The sequence below is a fragment of the Elusimicrobiota bacterium genome (assembly GCA_041658405.1).
Classification (GTDB): Bacteria; Elusimicrobiota; UBA5214; order JBBAAG01; family JBBAAG01; genus JBBAAG01.
The window spans coordinates 1-24,037 of record JBBAAG010000030.1; the positions used below are offsets into that span (position 1 = coordinate 1).

Sequence of the window (24,037 nt, forward strand, 5' to 3'; positions counted from 1 at the left end):
CCTTCTGACATTAAACAATCCCTTCCTTCATTAAACCCGTATACTTAACAACCTATACCCGCCACTTTATACCGTCAAGATACAACTTCTGGTACCTCTGTTCTTCGTCGATATATTTATACAATAATATCCCGGCATCTTTATACTTCCTGTAGAACACCCTTTGTTTAGCAATAAGGATGTCCACTACGCGTTTATCTTTCTTCAACCTAACAGCTTCCACAATTCTTATGTCCCACAACAAGTGTTCAAGCATACCCGCGAATTTATGGAGAAACATCTTAGCAGTACTGTTTTTAGTTACCAATTCCCCGCATTGCTTCACCATCTTCTGCAACAGCAGAGTTTCAGCAATTGCTTTACGGTATTGCGCAGCATCACTGACCACCGTCCCGCGTAATGACGCGTTCCGGGTGACCAATTTCTCAAGTTCAAGAACAACATTTTTTAGTACCTTCGCTGCTGTCCCAAACCGTATCCCGCAATATTCTGTTAGATACTTATCAATATCCGCATCGGTATTCCATGCACACCAGGCTGTCAGTAAATGATTTATCTCATAGTTAAACCAGTTATCCGGTTCAGAATACATACTCACACCCTTAATCCTGTGGTGTGAATAATACTTAATCTCTTCCGGTATTAACTTCGGAAGTATAACCGGTAATGAATGCCATACATACTTCGAGTAATACGTATAAATCCCGATATCACCCCTGTATCTCCGCATCCATCCGTGCAGGTATTTTGTATACGCCCTATTATTTCCATCGCGTTTATCGTAGATACGGTACTGATAACTCCGTGAGATTTCACAAAAATCCAGTATTGTATTATCCGGGAAATATATATTCTCCGGAGGAACAACGTATCCGTGATACGCTAAAAACTGAAGTTTAACACTTGGAAACTTCTGGCGGAGCACCTCAGCAATTGTTTTTACAAACAACGCATGCCTGGTGGTTTCATTCCCCAGCGCCTGATCCTCCGGCGCCTGGCTCCACCGCCTGACATCCGGGGGCCAGAATTGCAAAACATTTATCTCCGGGTACTTATTAAGTAGTTTAACAAAATTTTTTATAAATTCACTCACTGCGTTTTTATTGGCGGTACTAAACACACCATTACGTATCCTTTTCCCTTCCCATAAACAGTACCATTCAGGATGTTTCCTGAAATACTTTTCCGGGGACAGGCATAATGTATACATCTCATGCTTACCGGCTTCAAGGATTAACCCGCGTTTTTGTATCTCGGGAAGCAACTTCCTCCTCATTTTTTCCCAGGTAATCCCGCGTTCTTTCCTGAAATGCGGCACCAGAGGAACCGCTATGGTATTAATTCTGTTTTTTGCAGCCCAATCAATTATCTTTACGCACTTCGTATCGTCATGGGTGAACATAGAATCAAAATCTTTTTTTCTCCACCGTAAAGAAGGCAGGGATATATAATACATAACCGGCGTTACTAACCGGTTAATCCGGGGTACGTACTCAGCATGCCCTTTATAATTCTCAAACTCCGGCGCATAAAACCTGCATCCCAGCTGTTCAAGGAACGAGTATACAGCGTATAATGTCCCTCTAGGGTTCATCCCGTATAACACAACATCCTGCTTACAGTTTTTTACGATAAACCCGTCATCCGAAAATATCCATTCTTCGTTTAAATTAAAAATCCCGCTGCCGCTGAAATTACCCCCAAAACTTTTCCTTCCATACCTAGGGAAAAGTTTTATGTGTTCACGTTCAACTATATCAGTATTACCCACAGAAATGTACCGGTACCCATCCTTAGGGGTTGAGGCAATACTTATTTTTATACCTGTGATTTTAAAAAAATACTTTTGTAGTTCTTCAGCAGCAAATTTTTCTACGCTCCCGCACTTATGCGGTTGAGGGAGAAGGATTGAATAAAAGGTTCTCCCGTCATCAGCCAGTAACAACCCTGCAGTTTTCTTATTCTTCACCCTGATGGATTACACCTTTCTATGAACAATAACACTTAACAATAAAAAATCCCCGGAGAGCCCCTCCGAGGATTGATTATACCACATTTATTGAATTACATTATAACCACTGCTTCTTACTTCGCAACAACTACCGTACCGTTAACTACTTTACTATTAACTTCGTACTGGTAAATATATATCCCGTTTTCCACCATATCACCGTTTTCGTCTTTACCATCCCAGATATCGCCTTCATTAATAACCCTTACCAGTTTATTCTTCACATCAAACACTTTAACTTCCCGCGGGGCTGTATCATTACCCCTCAGGGTTAACGCTGCCCAGTAATTATTTATCCCGTTGAAACACGCGAAATCATTCCGCCCGTCTGAGTTAGGCGTAACAATTCTTTCTTTCGGTTTATACATAATCGCCTGGAGGTTTGCCATATCAGCGCTTACGGGAAACAACCCGAATGACGTGAAATGACTTACTTTAGTACTAACCGTATTCATCGCAGTATTAACCGTCCCACCGACGTACCGCCAGTCGTTACCGTCAAACCAGAATATCTGTAACGCACTTTCGTTTATCTCAGTACCATCAACAATCCCGTCATCATCAAGGTCGAAGTAGATAAGTGTTAACTCCGCAGGTGAATCCAACGCAGTCACCGCAGCAGTCACTTCATACGCTGCAACCGGTTTATCCACATCGCCTTCAATAAACGTTTTATCTTTAACACTTGAAAGCTTACCGGCATCCTGCTGAGTAACACGTATAACAGAATCGTTCACAGTACCCGCTGCAATTCTTAACTCCACCTGCCCGTCATCGGGGTTCGCATCCGGGATGTACACACGCCCGCCCGAAGAAGATATCGTGTTCTGCCCATAATTCCTGCGTTGTATAACGTTCCAGGTATCTTTAGTGGGGGCGTATGTTATATTCCCGTCATTATCCATTGCAACAATACGATACCATACCTGTTCAACAGTTGTGTCAATCTCACTTGCGGGAATATCCGCAATATAATTATCCCCGGACGCCACCATCCCTAACTCTTTAAGTTCACCCTCGAGATTACCCGCAGAGACAGTTTTGTACTCAACTTTTGTATCAGCAACCACATAATTATCCGTGACTATTGACGCTATCCTGATTTTTTGTCCCGCAAGTCCTACCACTGTAATCGGCACATGCTGGAGAACCGGAGCTACTTCATCACAGATACCTGTGTACTTCAACCCTATACTTGCCCAGGTAATCTTACCGGTTGTAACTACTATAGTAGTGGTGGTAAGCTCATACTTTGACGCATAAACCGATACAAGGTACTCACCTTCGGGTAGAGAATAAAACCCGTAGAACCCTTTTTGCGCAGCATCACTTGAACTTGTTATACTCTTACCGGTAGAGATTGTACATATACCATTACCTATACGGTTACTCACAATATTTCCTAACCCGCTGGTAGCGTCGTAGATATACCCCATTATCCACCCGGAAGTCAGTTCAACAGCAATCCCGGTTTCTTCCTCAAGGCCCATATTACCTGATAGATCAGTGATACCCACCCGGGCAATATATTCTCCTTCTGTAACACCGCCATTTTCATCTTTACCATCCCATACTGTATACGCAGTCCCTGCTTTCATCAATGAATCCGTCAATAAAGTTTTTACTAACGTCCCGGAACTATCATAAATCCCAAGATTAACAAAAACATCTTCCTCAACACAATAGATAATTGATGCAGTATCCCGTGTCCCGTCATTATTCGGCGAGATCGGTGTAGGCGCTGCGGTGATAGATACCACATTCGGTGCTGTAAGGTCAACTATTACATCCACTTTTCTGGGGCCCGAAATTCTTCCCTGGTCATCCTTACCGGTAATCTGGATGGAATAAGCCTTGCTCTCAGACAACTCTTTTTCATTATCCCCTGCACCGTCCCACACAACAGTAACCACCCCGGCATTCATCTGCTGGTCTGCCATCAGTGTCCTGACAACAGTATCCCCGTCATAAACTTTTACCGTCATCACTCCACCGGGATTTATTGTACACGTGATAGTCGCAGAATCAAGGATTTCGTCATAATTCGGGGAGAACACTTGCGGGTTCACTTTCAACCCTGCTATAGAAATCCCCCATTTTTGACATGCCGCGCTTGCCTGATTATTCCCGGTAACCGTTGCATTCCCGGCATTATCCACAGGTTCTACTGTGTAATAGTATGTTGCATTATCAATCAACCCTGTCCCCGGATCGATGTACTCGGTTAATAAATCCTCAGCCCCGGTATTAATCTGTGCCCCTAACGAACCCTGTACCTGAGAACGGTATATTTTGTAATACCCCACAGTCCCCACACTGTCGATAACTGCCGTCCATGAAAGTTTAATATCTCCCCCGCTTTCACTCACAGCTGTCAGAGTATTAACTGCTGCAGGGCCTAAGGTATCAATATTAAAAATCCATATACGCGACCAGTTACTAACATTCCCCGCGCCATCCTTTGACGCGGTACGCCAGTAATACTTCCCATCCGCCATATCAGTAACTGCAGCGTATTCGTTTGATGTAATACCTGTAATATTAAGTTCAGGCGAAACAAATGTTGTATCATTATCCGCCTGCAGCAAGTATGTAACTCCGGAAGTATCACTCACTGCTGTCCACGTAAACGTCGGACGCCGTACCGAGAACATCTTTGACTTATCAGGATAGACAGGTTCCGGTACAAGCGGAAAAGTATTATCGTACTTATAGGTAAACAACGTAACTGCGTCAGACCAGTTACCTGTATTATCCACGGTCCTAACCCTAAGATAATACGGAGTTTCAGAGACAGCAGCTGATGCGAAGTACGAAACTGGTACCGCATGATCCTTATTTGCAGTAGTACCCGGATCCTCTGTTGCATCGGCACCCCAGTAAATAGAATACCCGTCAATCCCGCTACCGGCATCCGTCGCGCCGGTAAGTTCAAAATACGGCCCAGCATCAACGTTCTGCCAGGTATTGTTCGTAATAACCTTAGACTTATTTTGGTCAGGCCATGCAGACGCTGTGGTAGGATTAGTTGGAGCGGTAACATCCGAAGAATCAACGGTTACCGTAAAATTAAATGTTGTACTCCACGCACCGGTATTCCCTGCATTATCCACTGCGCGTGCACGCCAGTAGTACATACCGTTTGTCATACTGACAGTTGGTTTATACAATGACGCCGCAAGACTTTGCTGGTTAAAAACCGGTGATGCGAAGTCGTTAGTATTATCCGCCATAACTTCATACTTTACCCCGCTGGGATCGCTTACATCCGACCAGTCAAAAGACGGTAATGCTGTCTTCACAATCAAACCGTTACTCGGGGAAGACAACGTTGGCGCACCCGGAGGAGTTACATCCGAAGAAGCCGGTGTACGTGTTGACACTACCGGGCATGAGAACGAAATTGTTTCCGGTACAGTGGTTCGATACGCATCAATCCTAAAATAATACACCGTATTCCCTAATAAACCCGTAGCAGTATAAGTCGTTGCACCGGTAACTTTTGCGCGGTACCCGCCATGAGCTTCCATAACAGTAACATGATTTTGCGCATTTATAGTATTCCCAGCACTCGACGCAAATGATAATCCAAGTTTTGTGCATTTAACATCCGTAGTAGCGCTTAAGCGATACGCCCCGCCGGTACGGTACGACCGCCAGTCATGCGGGTTATGATACGCTCCTGCGGTATCATACCATCGCGCATATACATTTTCATAAATCCTATTATCCCCGTCGAATAACCTGAAATTATATTTATGCAGTTCAACTGCCGGTGAGAATGTTATCCATGCATTCGCTTGTGCCGCAACTGCAGAACTTCCGTAATTAGTATTATCCCTAAGCCCGTCAGTAATATATGCTAACCCTGTCCATGTTTGCCCGTCACCTGTTGGCGTTTTTTTGTAGCACGCATCATTAACTTCCGCAGCGGTTGATGAACAATAAATTGTGTACCCGCTCGCTCCGGCCACTGCCGTCCAGGTAAGCTTAACAGAATTCCCGTTCACCACCTGCGCGGTTAAACCCGCAGGCGTTGCCGGTGCAGACTGGTCATTGACAATAACTGCGTTAACATACTTCCACGCAGAATACCCGGAAGCATTCCCTGCCTGTACCGCAAAATCAAATTTTCCCACCCCGGGTGTATGATACATTGCCGGCCACCCGATTGCAGGCTCATTCGCGGTAGTAAGATTATCCCAGTACGTCCACGTCCCGCCCGAAGGACGGCGACCGACTTTATACTTAGTTGCACCGCTAACCGCTGCCCATTTAAGGACAACACCGTACCCGTTTTCTTTGTAAAGAACACTGAAAGTCGCGGGTACAGCCGGTACCGGCACAGCTGTCCCTTTTGGAGCAACTCCGTAGTAGTCGCAAATAGCGTTATACATTGCATGCGCGCATTTATCCCGCCCGGCATCGGGTTTAATGATACCGGAACATTCGGTAGGATTTGACACAAAATATGTCTCCGGTAATGTTGCGGGATTCGTCGGGCTTCTTACCATACCAAAATGGAATCCCCGACCCGCAGCGAGACATTCCTTCACCCCGCGGCTATCATTCTTCACTTCTTTCAATAAACGGTTAAGTATCTTTGTGGCTAACGTTTTGCTAGAACTTGGCGAACTGTTTTGCGAACAATAATAAGTTTCAACGCCATGCGCGGTACTTCCCGCAGCATTGTTATGAATAGCAATTGAAATAGAAACGTTGTTGCTATTAAATATAGAAACACGGTTCGTAATAGTTATACTTGAATCCCCAGTACGTGTCATCACAACACCTGCGGAATCGTTTTGGCAATACGTACGTAGCTTCAAACTTGTTGCCAGTGTAAAATCTTCTTCCTCAACGCATCCCACCGCACCAGGGTCGGATCCCCCATGCCCGGGATCAATCCCGATTTTTTTCCCGGAAAGTGACGCGTACCCGGGGGATGATAATAAAAAAATTATCAACGCTAAAACAAAACTCTTTTTTGGTACAACCATTTTTTTATACTCCATACAAATAAATTACTTCTTAACTCCGTCATCCTTGGTGATTACTTCAGACACCCAGATACTTCCAGCTGCCATATCTGCATAAACAATTTTTTTTCCGTCAGAAGACCATGAAGGTTCTGACTCAATGATATCATCAGTTTTTGTTAACTGCTGCCGCGCTGTCCCATCACTGTTCTGCACGTATATCTCCGACCCCAGAACTTCATGCCCGTCATCCCAGGTATTGGCGTATAATACGCGTGTACCATCCGGTGACCACACCGGCCAACTACCTTCCCCGAGTTTAACTTCCTTTTTTGTAGGTAGTATCATCACATAAATATCATTCCCGCGTAAATACGCAACGTTCATCCCGTCAGGTGAAAGCACAGGATTATATCCTTCCGCTAACTCAACCTTAGTCCCATCGGGTTCAAGAAGGTAAACCATGTTTAAATCCGTGAATACCACTCTATCCTTTGCGGATACCTGGCTTGCGTATTTTGAGTTGATAATACTACTGTACAACTTACCCCGGGCGGCATATAACAATTTTGCGCCGTTCTCCGACCATACAGGAGGATACACATCCTCTTCATATTTCGTTAACTGTACAGCTTTCCCAGAAAAAACATCTACTGTCTTAATAGCAAAACGGATATCCGGGCCGGTATTAGTATCAAAGATATTTGAACTACGGAACGCTAATTTTTTACTATCGGCTGACCATACGAACTTATACCCTGCTGCTCCCTCGGTGGTAAGTGACCGCAGGTTCGTCCCGTTTGCGTTCATTACATACAACCCTTTACTATGCTCTAGATTAGTCATTGCAATCATATTATTATCCGGCGAAAACTGCGGGCTGTTATACTCCCCGTTTGTTGTTAATTTAACACTCTGAGTAATAGCAACTTCGGAATACACACTCCCTGCGCAGATCATAAGCATTATTGCTATGAAGACCACTTTTTTTGCAACCATATACTACTCCTGCCCCCCTTTGATAGCCCTTTATACTTGTAAACAATTAATTCTTATTGCAACCCAACTGCCAAACTATAAAATAACTTCTTTAAACTAAGTTTCTTCAACTACGAGATTTGACGTAACAAACCCGCAAAATGTTCCCACTCCTCTGCGCAACAACTTTCACACCAAAGTGTAAACTAGTCATTACAGTTTTACATCATACTAAAATACCAAGGTCAGTAATAAAAAAAGTGTTTTTGTTAAATTGGCTAAACCAACATTCTTGCTTGACAACATCAATAAGTTTTGTTATATTACATCTGCGGGGTGGAGCAGTCCGGTAGCTCGTCAGGCTCATAACCTGAAGGTCGCACGTTCAAATCGTGCCCCCGCACTTTTTATTTTTTGTACACACAACAAAATCAAATCCTATAGTTTTCTGTAACTATAAAACCTTGACTTGTGAACACAGAAAATATAGATTATCTCTTTATGACGGTTTATAAAAGATTAATTTCAGTATTCATACTTTTTGCAATAACTTTTTTAATAAGCGCCACAGGTTTTGTAATAATAGAAAAATGGCCTGTTCTTGATGCGGTATATATGACAGCTGTAACCCTTGCCACCGTAGGATACGGCGATCTCACGCCAAAAACGCCGGCAGGTAAAATATTTACAATTTTTGTAATAATTCTCGGCGTAGGAACTTTAGCCTACACTGCGAGTTTGATACTATCATTTGTTGTGGAAGGCGAGCTTACCGGAATTATCAGGAGGAAAAGGATGGAAAAACGCATTCAATCGTTAACTCAACACTACATAATCTGCGGCGCTCTTGACGTTGCAAAGTATATCATCGACGAACTTGTACAAACAAAACATCAATTCGTTGTAATTGACAACTCCACACCTGCCAACACGCAGTTTACGGATGAAGACAAAATTATTTTTATCAACGACAATCCTGCAAACGAAAATGTTCTTCAACGCGCAGGCATCGATAAAGCAGCGGGATTAATCAGTGCATTATCCACGGATAAAGACAACCTTTTTGTTGTACTTACCGCCCGGGGATTGAATCCCAACATCCGCATAGTATCACGTTCAATTGACCAGGAAACTGTACACAAACTTACCCGTGCGGGCGCAAATGCTGTGGTTTCCACAGAAGTTATCGGCGGGTTACGCATGGTATCCGAGATGATCCGACCGACGGTAACAACATTTCTGGACACAATGCTCCGCCAGCGCGGCTCTGTCCTCCGCGTGGATGAAGCACAGATTTCAGGTGAGTCAGATTTATTAGGTAAAACCTTGAAGCAAGCACAGATTGCCGAGAAAACCGGCCTCGTGGTGATCGCCATAAAAGATTCTGTAACCGAAAATTATAAATATACACCTCCGATGGATACCGTGCTGAGAGAAAAGGATATTTTGATTGTAATCGGCGATATTGAACAGATAAGCAAACTACGGAAACTTGCTGCCGGACAGGGATAAGAGAGGTTTTATGGATAAACAACTACAAGGTTTACTGGGAAAAACAATCAAGTGCCCCTGCGGGAAGTCACACAGTATTCCAACCAAAGACATTATTTTTGGCGAATACACGCTATACTCAATAGCGTCTCTTACATACAAATACTTCCCAAAGAACACAGGGATAACCTTAATTGCGGATAAGCGCACATACGCGCTTGCGGGTGACGCACTGATCTCCGCGCTTTCCTATAACAGTTCAAGCGGGTGGGTTGACACCATAATTGTGCCGGATAAAAAAAAATACGGCCAGCCTAAAGTTGATGATGAAACCATTGACTATGTACTGCGCAGAACCCGTAGTAAATACATTATTTCTCTAGGTGCAGGCAGTATTAACGATATCTCAAAATCTGTTGCGACTAAGATAAAAGGTATTTATATAACAATCCCCACAGCCCCATCGATGAACGGGTACACATCCTCAATCTCTGCAATCACAAGTAATGGATTGAAGATAACAACCCCGGCAGTCCCGCCGGTAGCAGTACTTTGTGATACCGCCATACTTTCTTCAGCACCCAAAGATCTGATACTTGCAGGCTTAGCGGACCTGATGTCAAAACCCGTTTGCGGGACAGACTGGAAACTTTCGCATATCATGACAAACGAATACTGGTGCGCATTACCCGGCAAAATTGTGGAACACGCGGAGAAACAATGCCGCGCAGTTGCTAAAGATATCGGTAAAGGTAACCCTTCCGCAGTTGCTACTTTAACTGAAGGATTACTGCTTTCCGGGATGTCAATGACAATTGCGGGCTCCAGCGCACCGGCTTCCGGAGGAGAACATTTGATCTCGCATTACTGGGATATCACAGCAGACCACGAGAAACGCTTACCCAACCTCCACGGGCGTCAGGTTGGAGTTGCAACGATTTTAACCGGTAAACTTTATGCGTACCTAAAAAACATTAACCCAAAGAGTATTAATATTGCGAATTTAACCGCGCAACATCCTGACTGGCCTGCGCGGGTAAAAGAACTGCGTAAACTCCATACCTACCTTGCTCCGCAGATAATACCTGAAGTAGAAAAAAAGTTTTGTACAAAAGAAAACCAGGCCGCGCGGTTATTCTTTATAAAAACCAACTGGAGTAATATATGGCAGCAGTTAAACAAAACACTTCTCCCCTGGCAGGTAACCGAAAAAACCTTACGCACAGCCGGTGCACCGGTAAGGGCAAAACAGTTGGGGCTCTCCGGCAAAAAACTGGAACACACCTTATTATCCGCAAAAGATATGCGCGCGAGGTATACAGTATTAGATTTAGCGTCTGACCTAGGTGTTTTGAATAAGTTTATTAAAGAAACAAGATAGGTGGTTACCTTGAAATTACTAAGATTATTACTGGCACTAGCTGTTTTATACTATATTTATCCGCAACCCATTGTTATTGCAGCTGAACAAGATAGATCCTCCGTACCGGTATTTACCTTTGTGCATATTACGGATACTCACATAATTGATACTGACAGTATTAAAGCCCCGAACTACCAGTTCAGCACACAACTCTTTGAACGGTTCACCGAACTCTTAAACACGGAGAAAAACCATAAACTCCCTGACTTTGTGATAATCTCCGGTGACCTCACGGATAAAGGCGACAAAAAAAGTTTTATTAAATTCATGAAATTAACCCAAAAAATCAATTGCCCCGTCTATTTTTTGGGAGGCAACCACGACGTTATGCAATGGCGGAACAGCGAAAAAACTGACTGGGACAAAACGTACTATACCCAAATTTTTGGTACATCTGCATGGAACAACAGTATTTTATACAATAACGCTTTAGTCCTCACAGCATCACTACGCCGGTCTGACGGCGAAAATACGGTTGCATGGATAGAAAACGAGTTAAAGACAACAACCGGTACTTTCACAATTGTTTCAACACATTTCCCGGTTTATGGCCAACGAAAAAATTTTTCGTATATGGGCATCAGCGAGTATTTAGGAGGTATGGGATTTGACCTCCAAAAACACTTTGACCGTTACTCAAAAGACAGGGTTATACTTTACCTTACAGGGCATACACACATAAATTCTGTTTCACGTAAAAGTAATGTCTGGAATGTAACCACCTCAGCACTAGGGAGTCCTACATCCTCAGGCTACCGTTTTTTTGAAGTTAATGACAATAAAGTTAAATCAACTTTTTATCACGTAACCCTATCTTCCTCTACTGTTCCGATTGAGTTTAAACCCGGCACAAAAACTGATAACTACCATCTATCCCCGGAAGAAAACCGTTTTGGGACAGAGATTGAACGTAAGTTCGAATTTTCTACGATCCCGGAGAAAGACTTTTTCCGCACAATTTCGTACCAAATGCTTACAGAAGGCACGGTACCGCCACCCGCGTACTGGTTAAAATCAATCCTGATCTACCCTTCCACCCGCACATTTGTAATTGACGGTAAATATGACGATACTGAATGGAAATCCACAACAACAGTCTCGTTATACCGCTTCCGTGACAGCCAAAACAAACCATTACCCTTTGGTACTACGGCATACGTAGCGTATGACAAAGAAAACCTGTACTTTTTCATAAAATGCCATGATCCGTATATCTCAACAATCACTGCTACGCTTACCCAGCGGGACGATAATCTCTGGATAGATGACAGTGTTGACGTATACCTTGCCCCCGGGGGACAGCAGTCGCAATACTTCCATTTTATTGTCAACCCGTTGAATACGCAATACGACGAAACGTGTTATAACTACGGGCGTACACGTTCAAGCACATGGGACGGCCGATGGTATTCCGCGGTTGACAAAGGGCAGGATTATTGGAATATAGAAATTAAAATACCGTTCAAAACTATCGGCAGCAGCAGTCCTGTTGGTTTTAACATAAGCCGCAGAAGGGTTTACGGATTTTATAATCTATCATATACCGGTATACAGAAAAGTCTTCATCAACCACAAAAATTTGCGTGTTTTTACTTAATGAAATAAGCCGGAAGTATGGTTAAAGAGAGGGTTTTTATATATGGCATCACGTATAATTGTATTGTTAACAACCCTGTTTTATCAAATTCCGTGAATTAACAACAAAACTTAACTGCCCAGTATATTTTATCGGAGGTAACCATGACGTAGAACAATGGCGGGGTAGTTCACGCCTTGACTGGGACAAAACAAGGTATAGCAATACCTTGGGCACAAACACGTGGAGGTATGATTTCACGTACAAAAACACAGTTTTTTATTCTCGCATCACTACGCCGTACTGACGGTGATGACACTGTCGCGTGGATTGAAGAACGGTTGAAAGTATACCCGTCTTCATTCGCAGTAGTCGGCACGCATTTCCCGGTATACCCAGCGCGTGGCAATTTTGGCGCTATGGGCATAAGCGGCTTCATAGGCGGGATCGGGCTTGACTTCCCAAAAAGTTTTTGACCGCAACTCTAAGGATCGTGTTATCCTGTACCTCACAGGCCACAACCACACAAATTTGCGGATATAATTTTAGGGAAGTAATCAGGTTTTTGTTATAACAACAAGATTACGTGTAAATGTTTCTTTATCAGTAACAATATCGTTATTAACAATCCCTGTGAGCTTTGCGTTTATACGGTTAAGCTGGTTTCTTAACTCAACCTGTTCACTCTCCTCAACCTTTGTTTGATAAACCACTAATATTCCGCCGGGTTTAACTAAATTAATTGAGTTTGCAACAATAACACAGGGTTTTGCAACTGCCCGCGCAGTAACAATATCATACTTCCGTGCGTGCACGTTTTGTTTCCCAGCATCTTCCGCGCGGATAGTGTATGTCTTAACCCCGGTAAGCGACAGTGTTTTTATTATATGTTCTACAAAAACCATTTTTTTGTTTACAGAATCCAGTAAGGTAACTTCAAGCCATGGGTATACAATTTTTATCGGTATCCCGGGAAACCCTGCGCCAGTACCCACATCGATTAATTTCACGGTTTTCCCGGGCAAGATATTGTTTTGTGATAACACACGGTGTATCCCCAGAGAATCAACTATATGCTTATACACAACATCTTCGGGCTCAACTATACGGGTAAGATTGACCTCACGGTTCCATAATAACAGTTCCGTAATAAACTTTTCAATCTGTGAAACCTGCGTTTCTGTGAGCACCAACCCATACTGTTTTTTTAGTGCAATTCCCAAAAGTTCACGGTTTATCACCACAATTAATCTCCCTTTATTTCACAACCGCAATTTTTCCTGTCATACTATTCCCCTCATCGTTTGTTATCCTATAAATATACACCCCTGATGAAACAGTATACCCGCCATTACCGCGGCACCGCCAGGGCCATTTATATTCATCCTCAACATCACGATTGTAAACCAGTTGCCCTGCAATATCAAATATTCTTACCTTAACTTTTTGCCCTAACCCCACAAACATCGCCTGCGGGTTGTCTTGTGTAAGCCTCACAGGGTTTGGGTAAACATAAACATCCTTCATCCCACGGGAAACCACAGTCACTGCTCCGGATGACCATTCTCCCGTCCCTAAAACCGGGGAATAAACGTAAATATACTTCATCCCCGGAGCTATATTTGTAACATCCCAATCATACGTACCTGTTGGGCCGGATAACTGTGTAATAAACTTTTTGTCGCTAACCCCGCGGTAATCACTGTAATAAAGTTCAACCACAGAATCGCCGGTACCGTCCCACCTGATCGTATACATACTCCCCTGAAACACAGTATCATCCAAACTATATGGCCTTAGCACTGCGACATTAGTCGGGCTGTCATACGGATTTGCGAGTTCCGCTACTGCTGCAATACATAGCTTGACATTTTTGTGGAAGAAAACCAGGTCTAAAGCAGATACTGTATCCTGCCCCGAATGATAGTACGGATTAAAATCTTCTGAACTCCAGTCATACGCTTCAGACGCCATCACCGCAGTCTTATTCTTAATCCAAAACGATGAATGGTCACTCCAGTACGCACCGTCATCGATAACAATATTTACCGGCATACCGATACCATAAGTTTCGCTAACCTGTTTTACCCTCCATGCCATCCATTCACTTGCCGTATTTGCTGTGAGTTCAAGATCATACTTTTTTCCGGTACTCCAATACCCTATCATATCCATATTCAACACCCCGGCAATATCAGTGGAGGTATCTTTGTTTACGAAATACCTGCTGCCCACCATCCCCTGTTCCTCACCACCGAAAAGTATAAATTTGATGGTATAGTTAAACTTTTGTTGCTTAAAACATTTCGCAGCAGCAAGAACACCGGCTACACCCGTAGCGTTATCATCCACCCCCGGTGCGTATGTATAAGGATCATTACTTATAGAATCATGATGCGCGCAGATAATAAAACTTTTATTCCCCATAGTTTCTCCGGGCAGTGTAGCAATTACATTATAATTTGTAGTATTACGGTTAAGAAATGCTTGGATCTCCGGGGTATACCCAAAACTTTGCAGTTTAGCTACCAAATAATCCCTCACTGCGCCGGGATTACCGTTAAACGCATACCGTGTCCCCATGTTTTGAAGATCAGCCAGGTACTGTTCTGTATCCGTCACAGAAATTGTACTGATGATAGACGCTATCACTACCTGATCCTTATCAGTTAAAGACAATGCCTGGTTTGTATTCCGTGAAAGCACAGCACGGGCATGCGGATACTGTACTTTCGGTAATAACGGCACAACCTTGAAACCCGATATAATCAACTTATCAACACTATCCTCAGTCAATTTACAAACAATACCGTTACGGTTTTCATAAAGGACGCTTTCACCGGGAATACATCCGCGGGGGCTACGGTTTTTTGTAATAAAATAACACTCTTCGCCTTTAATTAATGTACCTAATAACTTTGTCTTGAACTCAGTAAACCCCTGTTTGCCTTCAATACCAGCAGAATAAATTATTATTTCATTATCCGTATACCTTACGCCTACAGAACATATGGAATCAAGGTTTGTACTAAACTCTTTTGCAGCAGAATACACGTTTACCGGGGAAGGCATAGTTTCTGCTATTAAAACCGCGCTTAATACTAAATTTGAGAAAACAACCAAAAGATATGTACAAAAATAAAACTTACTTCTTTTTAGAAGAAAAATCATTTCCTTTGCAGTACTACCTGTTTATCAGTTTCCCTGGCAAGTGATTCATACATTTTTTTGTAACCGCTATATTCACCAGTCATAACCGTTCTTTCAAAATCTTCGGATATTTCCTCAAACTTCAACGTTATATTGTCTATCAAAGAATATTTGTTGATATACTTAAACCACTTATTATTTTCTGTGACCGGCACAGGTACAAATTTAGCGGACATCCCTTCCGGCAGGTGCAGCACTATCTCGGATACACTTTTATTTGGCATCCCTAAATCCATAGGATATACACGTGTTTCGCGTGACACACTCCCCGCGGAAATACCACCCAGCGCAGGGACAATATTATCATTCCCCGCGTCTATCAAAAACTTGGGGCCCGAAAATTTTGTGTAAATCTTAACATGTTTTGTTAGATCCTCAAAATCCGATATTTTGTAGTCCAGCAGCTCACCCCCGGGTGTAATATTATTAACCCTATTCTTTAAAGACTCCTTGACTAATACGGGTTTTGTATATTTTAACCACCCGCGCTGTCCCTGGTCATACGCACCGGAAGTTGTTAATGTCCGTGTTGCCATGATCTTGCCATTTTTATCTATCGCCAGATCCATATCAAGTTTCACCAAATTATTTTCTGAAGGTAAGACCGGTGTCATCTCAACCAAAACATTTGATGTTGTCATCACAAGCACATACCTACCCTGATCACCGTATGGCAAATCGTTGTATGAACACGTTTCGGCTGTAGGGTCAAGGTATAACAGTTTATCATCAATTTTAACCGCCGTGATTGCGTGGTTAAAATATAACGACGGAAACTGTTTATCTACCACCAACACCCCGCGGGTACCTATAAGCACAGGGTATGCGGTAACACCTGCTTCTTTCAGCATTGATATCAACAATATAGCTTTATCTTTGCAATCACCATACTTATTCGCAAAAATTTCAGCCGCAGAATGAGGTTCATACCCGGCAGTACCGTATTCCACACCGACATACCGTATCTTTGAAGCAACCCAGTGATATACAGCTTCCGCCTTATCTTTCAGCAAAACTTTACCTTTGATAAGTACCGCCACCTGTTTTTTAATTGCTTCATCAGCACCTATCTTATCCTTAGCCAGGGGCCACCACCACCGGTATATTTCATCCCAGGAATTAAACGTTGACATCTGTAGATACGCCGTAACCTGAGAATACGGCGGCATTGATGGTTCAGAAATTATTTCCGGGATATTACTGAACACCCATTCATACACTTTATTATCTTTATTTTCACGTACTACCGGTTTAAAATCGAGGTTTATCTTAACATACCCGGGATCGTATGGTTTGTATTTCACCGCAAAACTTTGCGGTACTTTTAATATAAACTTTTTCCCGATGACCGGTTCATATTCCTGTACCATAACACGATCGATTATATGTTTATCATCAATCAATCCGTTAACCACCCAGCGCGCTTTATACTCAATATAACACCCATCAACAATCTCCGGCATTGACACTATCATGACCCTAGCATTACTGTACAACGGAAAGTTCATGTACCGGCTGACATCGCGGATATGTTTTTTCCCTACGGTGATAACCTCACCCGTAGGTTTAATAGTCCGCGCAAATACAAGCTCAACCTTTTCGTCGGTACTGTCATAGTCAAGCTCAATTTCGCCATACCCTTTCCCCCGGTCGTTAAGTATTTTGATAAGGTTATGCTGTTCAACAATTGTTGAGGAGTCAGGTTTTACTTCTACCGATTCCCTGCGAAAAACTATGATTGCCCCGGCATTAGGATACTTCTCCGTCCCGGGTGTTGACTTCACGAGCTTACGTATTTCTTCTGGCAACCCTTCAATAGTAGCGTTCTTCGCCAACGCATTAATATTCTCAAGTTTTTGTATAGCTAAAGATTTGTATTTACTTTCAAGCTTGTATACACACACTTTCTCGTATAACTCCTTAGCTTGTGGATACAAGTTCTGGCGTTCACACACCTGTGCTTGACAATACAAAACCTCATCATCTGTGTATGCCGGGAGGATAGACTCAAATATTTTTAGTGCGTTAGTATCATCATTAAACCGGTAGTACGCCAAGCCCAAGAGTTTTGCAACACGCGTATTTACTGCCGTAGAAACGTATACCGACTGTAGTTCGGTGATACATTTTTCATAATCCCCGTGTGAATAATAAAGTTCCCCGAGTTTAAGTATTACCTCCTGGTTATCAACCCCAGGCACCTTCGCACGGAGATACGCATCCACTGCTTTATCATACGCAACTGCGCTTTGTTTAGCATAATCATCACCCTGCAGTAAAAATGGCACGTTTTCCGCGGAAATTATACTGCAGCAGTTAAATAAAGAAAGGATAAGCACAACAGAATGTACTGCTGCGTATGGACTAAAATATTTCGTTTGTCCTGTCATTTAGCAGGTTCGCCTTTACCCATCAGTTCCTTCAACCGCCCGCGGATTTCCACTTTTGAAATTTTACCGGTACTTGTTTTAGGTAATTCATTCCAGAAGTACATATAATGCGGGATCTTAAAATTTGCCATCTTCCCAACACAAAAATGCCGGATTTCGGTACCGTTTGCGGTAGAACCTTCCTTCAGAACAATAACTACTACCGGCACTTCACCGTGATGCGTATCAGGTATACCGATAACCGCAACTTCCGCGACTTTAGGGTGCTGATAAATAACTTCTTCAACTTCACGGGGATACACGTTCATACCTTTATAGAGTATAAGATCTTTCTTGCGATCAACAATCATGATGTATCCATCTGTATCAACCTTACCGTAATCCCCTGTCATAAGATACCCGTCCGGAGTAAAAGTTTCCTTTGTCGCTTCAGGCTGATTATAATACCCGAGCATTACATTAGGCCCTTTGATAACAATCTCTCCTACTTCGCCGATAGGCAATACTTCGCCTATATCATTAAGAATTTTTAGGTCAATCCCCGGCATTGGCAATCCTGTTGACCCGCCTTTTCTTGCATCTAACGGGTTAACACTGACCACCGGTGACGCTTCCGTCAAACCATACCCTTCAAGCAACGGCGTCTTAAACTTTTTCTCAAATGTTTCCCATACTTTCACGGGTAACGGCGCAGCTCCGGAGATACATATCCTTAACGGATTAATTAACTTAAACCATCCCGGTATGTTCTGCATACTCAATATACGGTACACCTGAGGAATACCAATAAAAATAGTTATACGTTTAAGCAGGACAGTTTTCACAACTTCACTGAACGGATGCACGGATTTCATGAGGTACACCGCTGCACCGGCAGTCATAACCGTAACAATCCCCACGGTGAAACTAAACGAGTGGAATAGCGGCAAGAACATTAACACTTTATCTTTTTCAGTAACAAGTTTTGTTTTATAGCACATCTCGCCGTTACTCAATAGATTACGGTGGGTCAGCATCGCGCCTTTAGGCTTGCCCGTAGTACCCGAGGTATAAAGTATTGCCGCTAACGAGTCCGGCTCAGGGTCCGCAACTTCTTCCAATGAAAGTTTCCCGTGTTCATACATATACTCAAACTTAACCCAGGGATGCGTATGCTCGATTTTGTTGAGCATAACAATTTTTTTTATGCTATCAACCTTATCCTCAACCTGATGCGCAATTTTTTCAAACTCCGAGGAAGTAACAAACACTTTCGCTCCGCTGTCCTTAAGTATATGATTAACTTCATCAGGCACAAAAAAAGTATTGATCGGCACAATATTCGCGCCTAACGCCAAAGTCCCGAAATACACAAAAACGTATTCCGGACAGTTAGAGAACAATACCGCGACACGGTCATCTTTTTGTATACCAAGATTCTTAAGCCCGGCTGCGAACATCAAAGTTTTTTCGTATGCATCTTCATAACTATAACGTATGCCTTGGAAGTCAATAAACCGTTTTGAATTCATATTCATTGAGCGGGATGCGAATAACTGGTTAAGGTTGGTTACTTGACTCATAACTTCAGGTACTTTCATATTAATAAACCTCACCCTTTCAAATATCTAATTTTTTTAATACTAACAACTCCATAACTATACTTTAACAAATATTATAACAAATATCGCGGGATGGCAGTCCAAAAAACCAGGGTGCCTGTCATACAGCATTAATCGGTTGTTCATCCAGTAAAATTCTGGATATCTGGTACAACGTAAGGAACCGCTCGCGTTTAGGCAGTTTAAATACCGCCTTCAATGTTGTGGAACGTTCATTCTCGGTTTCATTTAAATAGTACCATCCTGCTATCCCGATTGCGATACCGGGCAGTTCATGCGGTATACCGGACCGTATTTTTTTTGTCCGTTCAATCGCTGCTAAGCATTTATCATTAAATTTTTTCATTACATCCATCCAATGTTGTTCCACAATAAATAACGTTACGGGTACGCTTATCTCCGACAATTCGTTTATCATGGTAACCCTCGGGCCAACACGGTATTCTTTCCAGATACCCGCGGTATTAATAGCGTCTTCCACCTCACGGCGTAACTGCGGCAGCATTTTCATCTCACGGTAGGTATGCATATTTTCTATTTCCTGTACTAACGATAACGGATACCTGCCTGTACTCATGTTCTGCTGTACAACAGATTTATAGCGGTTATACGCGTCACGGAGTTCCATAATCCACGATTTATTCCTCGCGGTAAGTAGTGCTATAACTTCGAGTGGCAACTTAATCTCCTGTTGTTCCAGATGCGTATTATCCAAAAACTTTGAGGGATACATCATTCTTAACAGACGGTCAATATATCCGTCCTTCGCTAAACTTTTAGTTTTATTCACTACTTCAATATACCCGCTGCGGTTGCCGATAACCTGTAAAAATAACGCTATTTTTTGAAGAATAACACTATTGATCTTACTCCCCAGCCTAAACCTGTTTTTCCTGTATTTTTCTGATAATGACAATAACAGGTCGTTAACCTGGATTTTGTTCCCCATCCTATACTTCATCGCGATGATACGCAGAATTTTATCATCCTCATCCGGCCATTCCAGTGATAGTTTGTACGCCGAGGATAATACCTGCGCCAGCAATACCTGTTTTTTATCTTTTACACTTTGTTTGTCAGCCATTGAATGCCGTCAACCTTTTTACGAACATCTTCGCTACACCAAGAATACCGTCGATCAACAAAAACTCGTTTGCTGTACGGTCAAACAATAACGTTACGGACGGCGGTAATTCTTCATCTCCACGCCAATACTGTAACCGTACCGGCACCCGGGGGAATAACATAAAATCGTAACACACATCCGCAGGTGATACTTCAACCTTAGCTCCCCCGATTGCCTCACACGCAGCGATAACACTTTTTGTATCATTCACAAACCTATCAATTATTTTCTCTGCAGGTATTGAGTGTACTCCCCGGAAAAACATTGCACCGGAAGGCAGTTGTTGCGGGGTAACCCATTCACCTGAAAGATTGATGCGTTTTGACAGAGCAAAATAGGTTAGTACCGCGATACGGAGGTCATACTCAACAACTTTTTCAGTATGATTTTCCGTAATTAACCGCGTGGACGGTGTTAAACATACGTTTGTACCCAAAAACTTTATGTAGAAACGATTACCTTCCTTATCATATACCGCGCCGGTAGAACCCGCGATATCATCGTTCTTACGGGAAAGGATCGTTTCCCAAAACTTATCATACCCCTGTACTTTCAAAGGTTCGGTATCCGCCATTTGTTTATAGATAATCTTCGTACTTTATCTTAAGTTTCTTAAACGCGGACCGCATAAACGCGCGTTTACTCTCTGTTACTTCCGGATCGTTTTCGGTATACCATATATTATCAAGCTTTTTCATTGATTCACGGGTAACAATTTTTTTCCTGCGGTACTCAAGCAATGCCCATGCCGCAGCGGAAGTTGTCCGTGCAACCGCATGTTTGTGTGTCTTCAACTGCCCTGAAGGACAAATATCGTCAATACTATTATTCCCGAACGATGCGAGTAACGCAAACGCTTTACTCGCCTGCGGGACATTATCTTCTAATAACATCCTTGTTTTCATAAACAACGCAACATTCGCGGAGTACGCTACGGTCGGTACACTTTTTGCTGTCGGGAACATTCCCGGGTGGTCACGCATTTGCTGTGCGGTATTCATTTTATTGAGGCCGATCTTAACATACGCCGGTACAGTTTTTAGTTTCATCCCGGGTTGGTGGAATCCCCAATGGCTATCCTCCCCCTGCCCTTTCACCTGGAGGTCAGGGCCATAACTTAATACAAGTTTTGTATACCTCCGGCATTCAGCAGCAGCGTCTTTCGCGTCTACATTAAAAGGATATACGTTGCCAGGATTAATATAATCCGCTAACGGTATGTACAAGTGCTGCGCTAATAAAAACCTGAACGTTGCGGGATGATGCGCCGGTAAAGGGTAGTCATCAAACTGAAAAAATAATGTTTTACGTATCGCAGCCTGCAGGTCTTTCGATACTTTAGCTAGCCCTACGTATGCGCGGTAGAACGGGAACGCTGCGGGTGCAGCCATTATCATAATGCTTGTATACCCATTTTTCCCTACTAACTCAACCTGTTTTTTCGCAATACTTATTGCAGTAGCGAGGCCCATATCATCCGGGTTATTGTAAACAAGCACATCCGCATTCCCTGCGGTGATTTTATTTACGGGCACTGGCGCAGAAACTAAAAAATTTGTACTGATATCACTCATTTTTGCCCTCACATTTCTTGACTCAACATTAACTTATTGTTTGATATATTTTACAATAAATGTTGTATAATACAACTATTAACGTTTGATATCGTAGTCTAAACAAAAAAGGCGATTAACGCTTTTTTTAATTTTGTAGTAAGGAGTTGTTGTAATGAACGAAGTAGATGTAATGCAAAAAATTACCGGGTTGAACTGGCTGGATTTAACGATTTTATTTACAGGCGTCGCGATGCTGTTTGTTATCGCCTTTTTTTCAGGGAAAGAAGAGAAGGATACTAAAGACTTCTTCCTTGGCGGCAGGCAGATCCCGACTTTTATCGCAATATTGTCATTTGTGGCAACTGAAGTCAGCGCAATGACTATCATTGGCGTTCCCGCTACAGGCTTCCGTGAAAATTTGCAGTATCTCCAGTACTTCATTGGCTCGGCTACTTCTAAAGTAGTAATTGCTTTTTTGTTCATCCCGGCGTTTTACCGTTTTAACTGCACAACAATTTACGAGTTTCTAAAACACAGGTTCGGGCAGGAGACACAGGTAACCGGCACAATATTTTTCTTTGTCATGCGGTTACTCGCTTCATCGGTAAGATTATACGCCGCATGCCTCGGGATTTCGATTATTATGGGATGGAACTTACCCCAGACACTATTGTTATTCACGATTGTAAGCATAATATTTATAGCATTCGGCGGAATTAAAGCTGTTGTATGGAACGGCGCGTTCCAGGCAACTATGTTTTATATCACCGGCGCAGCGGTTGCGACTTATATCGTCAGCGTAATCTCCGGAGGATGGCCGGAAATTTTTAAAGTAGCGGGTGATGCCGGTAAACTTAGTTTGTTTAATTTCAAACTTTCACTTTCGGACCCTAACACGTTATGGGCAGCTACGTTAAACGGTTTATTTATCGGCCTTGCAGCGTTTGGGACTGACCAGGAACTTATGCAGAGGTTACTCACAGTGAAAACCCGGTGGCAAAGCCAGAAGGCTATTATGTTCACTGTAATAGCAGCATTACCGGTAACCGTTATGTATCTCGGGATAGGGACATTACTTTTTGTGTTCTATAAACAAAACTCCGGCCTACCGTTACCTGATAATACAGACAAGATATTGTCACACTTCGTGGTTAACTCAATGCCAAACGGGTTAAAGGGGTTGTTATTAACAACTATCTTTTTAGCATCGATTGACTCGCCGTTAAGTTCGTTATCCACATCGTTTGTAACTGATATTTACCGCCCGTTAATCGTGAAAAACGCAAGTGAACACCATTACCTCTGGGTTTCAAGAATCGGGATCATAACATTCGGATTAATCCTCGGCGTAATGGCTTATATGTGCCGCTCGCTTGAAGGTATACTGTGGGTAGCGTTCCAGATTATCTCGATTACCGGCAGCAGTTTACTTGGCATATTCTTATTCGGATTCCTCACCAAACGTAAAGCGAATATCGGGAATGTATACGCGATGGTAATAAACTCTGCATTAATCATAGTACTCATGCTTCTTTCCCGCGCAAAACTTATTTCTATCGGATGGAGCTGGTTAATCGTTATCGGTACATTCGTTACATTCGGCCTTGCATACTTACTGGGTAAAGGAACTTGGGTAGTAGCAGCTGATGCACCGGCGCCACGGGATGAGAAGTAACGGTAAGAGCATTTCTGAGTA

General features: G+C 42.8%; 15 protein-coding genes and 1 tRNA gene. 6 read left to right on the forward strand and 10 right to left on the reverse strand.

The genetic code is table 11. From position 1 onward, the window contains the following. Positions 1-52: 52 nt before the first annotated feature. The 3 genes from WC955_06645 to WC955_06655 all read right to left on the reverse strand — a co-directional run bounded on the left by WC955_06645 (position 53) and on the right by WC955_06655 (position 7,989). Positions 53-1,969: a DUF4838 domain-containing protein gene (locus tag WC955_06645; GenBank protein MFA5858727.1), complete on the reverse strand. Its 1,917-nt coding sequence runs from the start codon at positions 1,967-1,969 to the stop codon at positions 53-55. A 116-nt stretch (positions 1,970-2,085) separates the two neighbouring features. Next, positions 2,086-7,011 carry an N-acetylmuramoyl-L-alanine amidase gene (locus WC955_06650; protein MFA5858728.1) on the reverse strand — a complete coding sequence of 1,642 codons (4,926 nt, stop codon included), beginning with the start codon at positions 7,009-7,011 and terminating at the stop codon, positions 2,086-2,088. Between the two features lie 24 nt (positions 7,012-7,035). After that, positions 7,036-7,989 (reverse strand): hypothetical protein, encoded by a 954-nt coding sequence (locus tag WC955_06655; GenBank protein ID MFA5858729.1) that lies wholly within the window; start codon positions 7,987-7,989, stop codon positions 7,036-7,038. 309 nt (positions 7,990-8,298) lie between these two features. Between WC955_06655 and WC955_06660 the strand changes: the two genes are divergently transcribed. The 5 genes from WC955_06660 (at position 8,299) to WC955_06680 (ending at position 12,934) form a co-directional block, all read left to right on the forward strand. Beyond that, positions 8,299-8,372, forward strand: a tRNA-Met gene (locus WC955_06660). 97 nt (positions 8,373-8,469) lie between these two features. Further along, entirely contained in the window at positions 8,470-9,480 is a 1,011-nt protein-coding gene (locus WC955_06665) for a potassium channel protein (protein MFA5858730.1), read from the forward strand. Positions 9,481-9,490: 10 nt separating this feature from the next. Continuing rightward, a complete protein-coding gene (locus WC955_06670) occupies positions 9,491-10,840 on the forward strand; it encodes a sn-glycerol-1-phosphate dehydrogenase (protein MFA5858731.1) in 1,350 nt (449 codons plus the stop codon). A 9-nt stretch (positions 10,841-10,849) separates the two neighbouring features. Further along, positions 10,850-12,487 (forward strand): metallophosphoesterase, encoded by a 1,638-nt coding sequence (locus WC955_06675; protein ID MFA5858732.1) that lies wholly within the window; start codon positions 10,850-10,852, stop codon positions 12,485-12,487. A 222-nt stretch (positions 12,488-12,709) separates the two neighbouring features. Continuing rightward, entirely contained in the window at positions 12,710-12,934 is a 225-nt protein-coding gene (locus WC955_06680) for a hypothetical protein (GenBank protein MFA5858733.1), read from the forward strand. An 81-nt stretch (positions 12,935-13,015) separates the two neighbouring features. Here the strand turns inward: WC955_06680 and rsmG are convergent, their stop codons facing one another. The 7 genes from rsmG to WC955_06715 all read right to left on the reverse strand — a co-directional run bounded on the left by rsmG (position 13,016) and on the right by WC955_06715 (position 22,359). Then, on the reverse strand, positions 13,016-13,702 hold the full coding sequence (rsmG, locus tag WC955_06685) for a 16S rRNA (guanine(527)-N(7))-methyltransferase RsmG (GenBank protein ID MFA5858734.1): 687 nt from the start codon (positions 13,700-13,702) through the stop codon (positions 13,016-13,018). Between the two features lie 13 nt (positions 13,703-13,715). After that, a complete protein-coding gene (locus WC955_06690; protein MFA5858735.1) occupies positions 13,716-15,530 on the reverse strand; it encodes a M20/M25/M40 family metallo-hydrolase in 1,815 nt (604 codons plus the stop codon). Positions 15,531-15,625: 95 nt separating this feature from the next. Then, positions 15,626-18,058: a DUF3857 domain-containing protein gene (locus tag WC955_06695; GenBank protein ID MFA5858736.1), complete on the reverse strand. Its 2,433-nt coding sequence runs from the start codon at positions 18,056-18,058 to the stop codon at positions 15,626-15,628. Further along, positions 18,055-19,638 carry a long-chain-fatty-acid--CoA ligase gene (locus WC955_06700; protein ID MFA5858737.1) on the reverse strand — a complete coding sequence of 528 codons (1,584 nt, stop codon included), beginning with the start codon at positions 19,636-19,638 and terminating at the stop codon, positions 18,055-18,057. Before WC955_06700 ends, WC955_06695 begins: the two co-directional genes overlap by 4 nt. Before the next feature lie 121 nt (positions 19,639-19,759). Continuing rightward, positions 19,760-20,743 (reverse strand): hypothetical protein, encoded by a 984-nt coding sequence (locus WC955_06705; GenBank protein ID MFA5858738.1) that lies wholly within the window; start codon positions 20,741-20,743, stop codon positions 19,760-19,762. Next, positions 20,736-21,359 (reverse strand): DUF3786 domain-containing protein, encoded by a 624-nt coding sequence (locus tag WC955_06710; protein MFA5858739.1) that lies wholly within the window; start codon positions 21,357-21,359, stop codon positions 20,736-20,738. Before WC955_06710 ends, WC955_06705 begins: the two co-directional genes overlap by 8 nt. A 4-nt stretch (positions 21,360-21,363) precedes the next feature. Then, positions 21,364-22,359, reverse strand: coding sequence for a hypothetical protein (locus tag WC955_06715; GenBank protein ID MFA5858740.1), 996 nt, complete (start codon positions 22,357-22,359; stop codon positions 21,364-21,366). Positions 22,360-22,513: 154 nt separating this feature from the next. Between WC955_06715 and WC955_06720 the strand changes: the two genes are divergently transcribed. Further along, complete coding sequence (locus WC955_06720) at positions 22,514-24,016, forward strand: sodium/solute symporter (protein ID MFA5858741.1); 1,503 nt, start codon at positions 22,514-22,516, stop codon at positions 24,014-24,016. Positions 24,017-24,037: the final 21 nt, after the last annotated feature.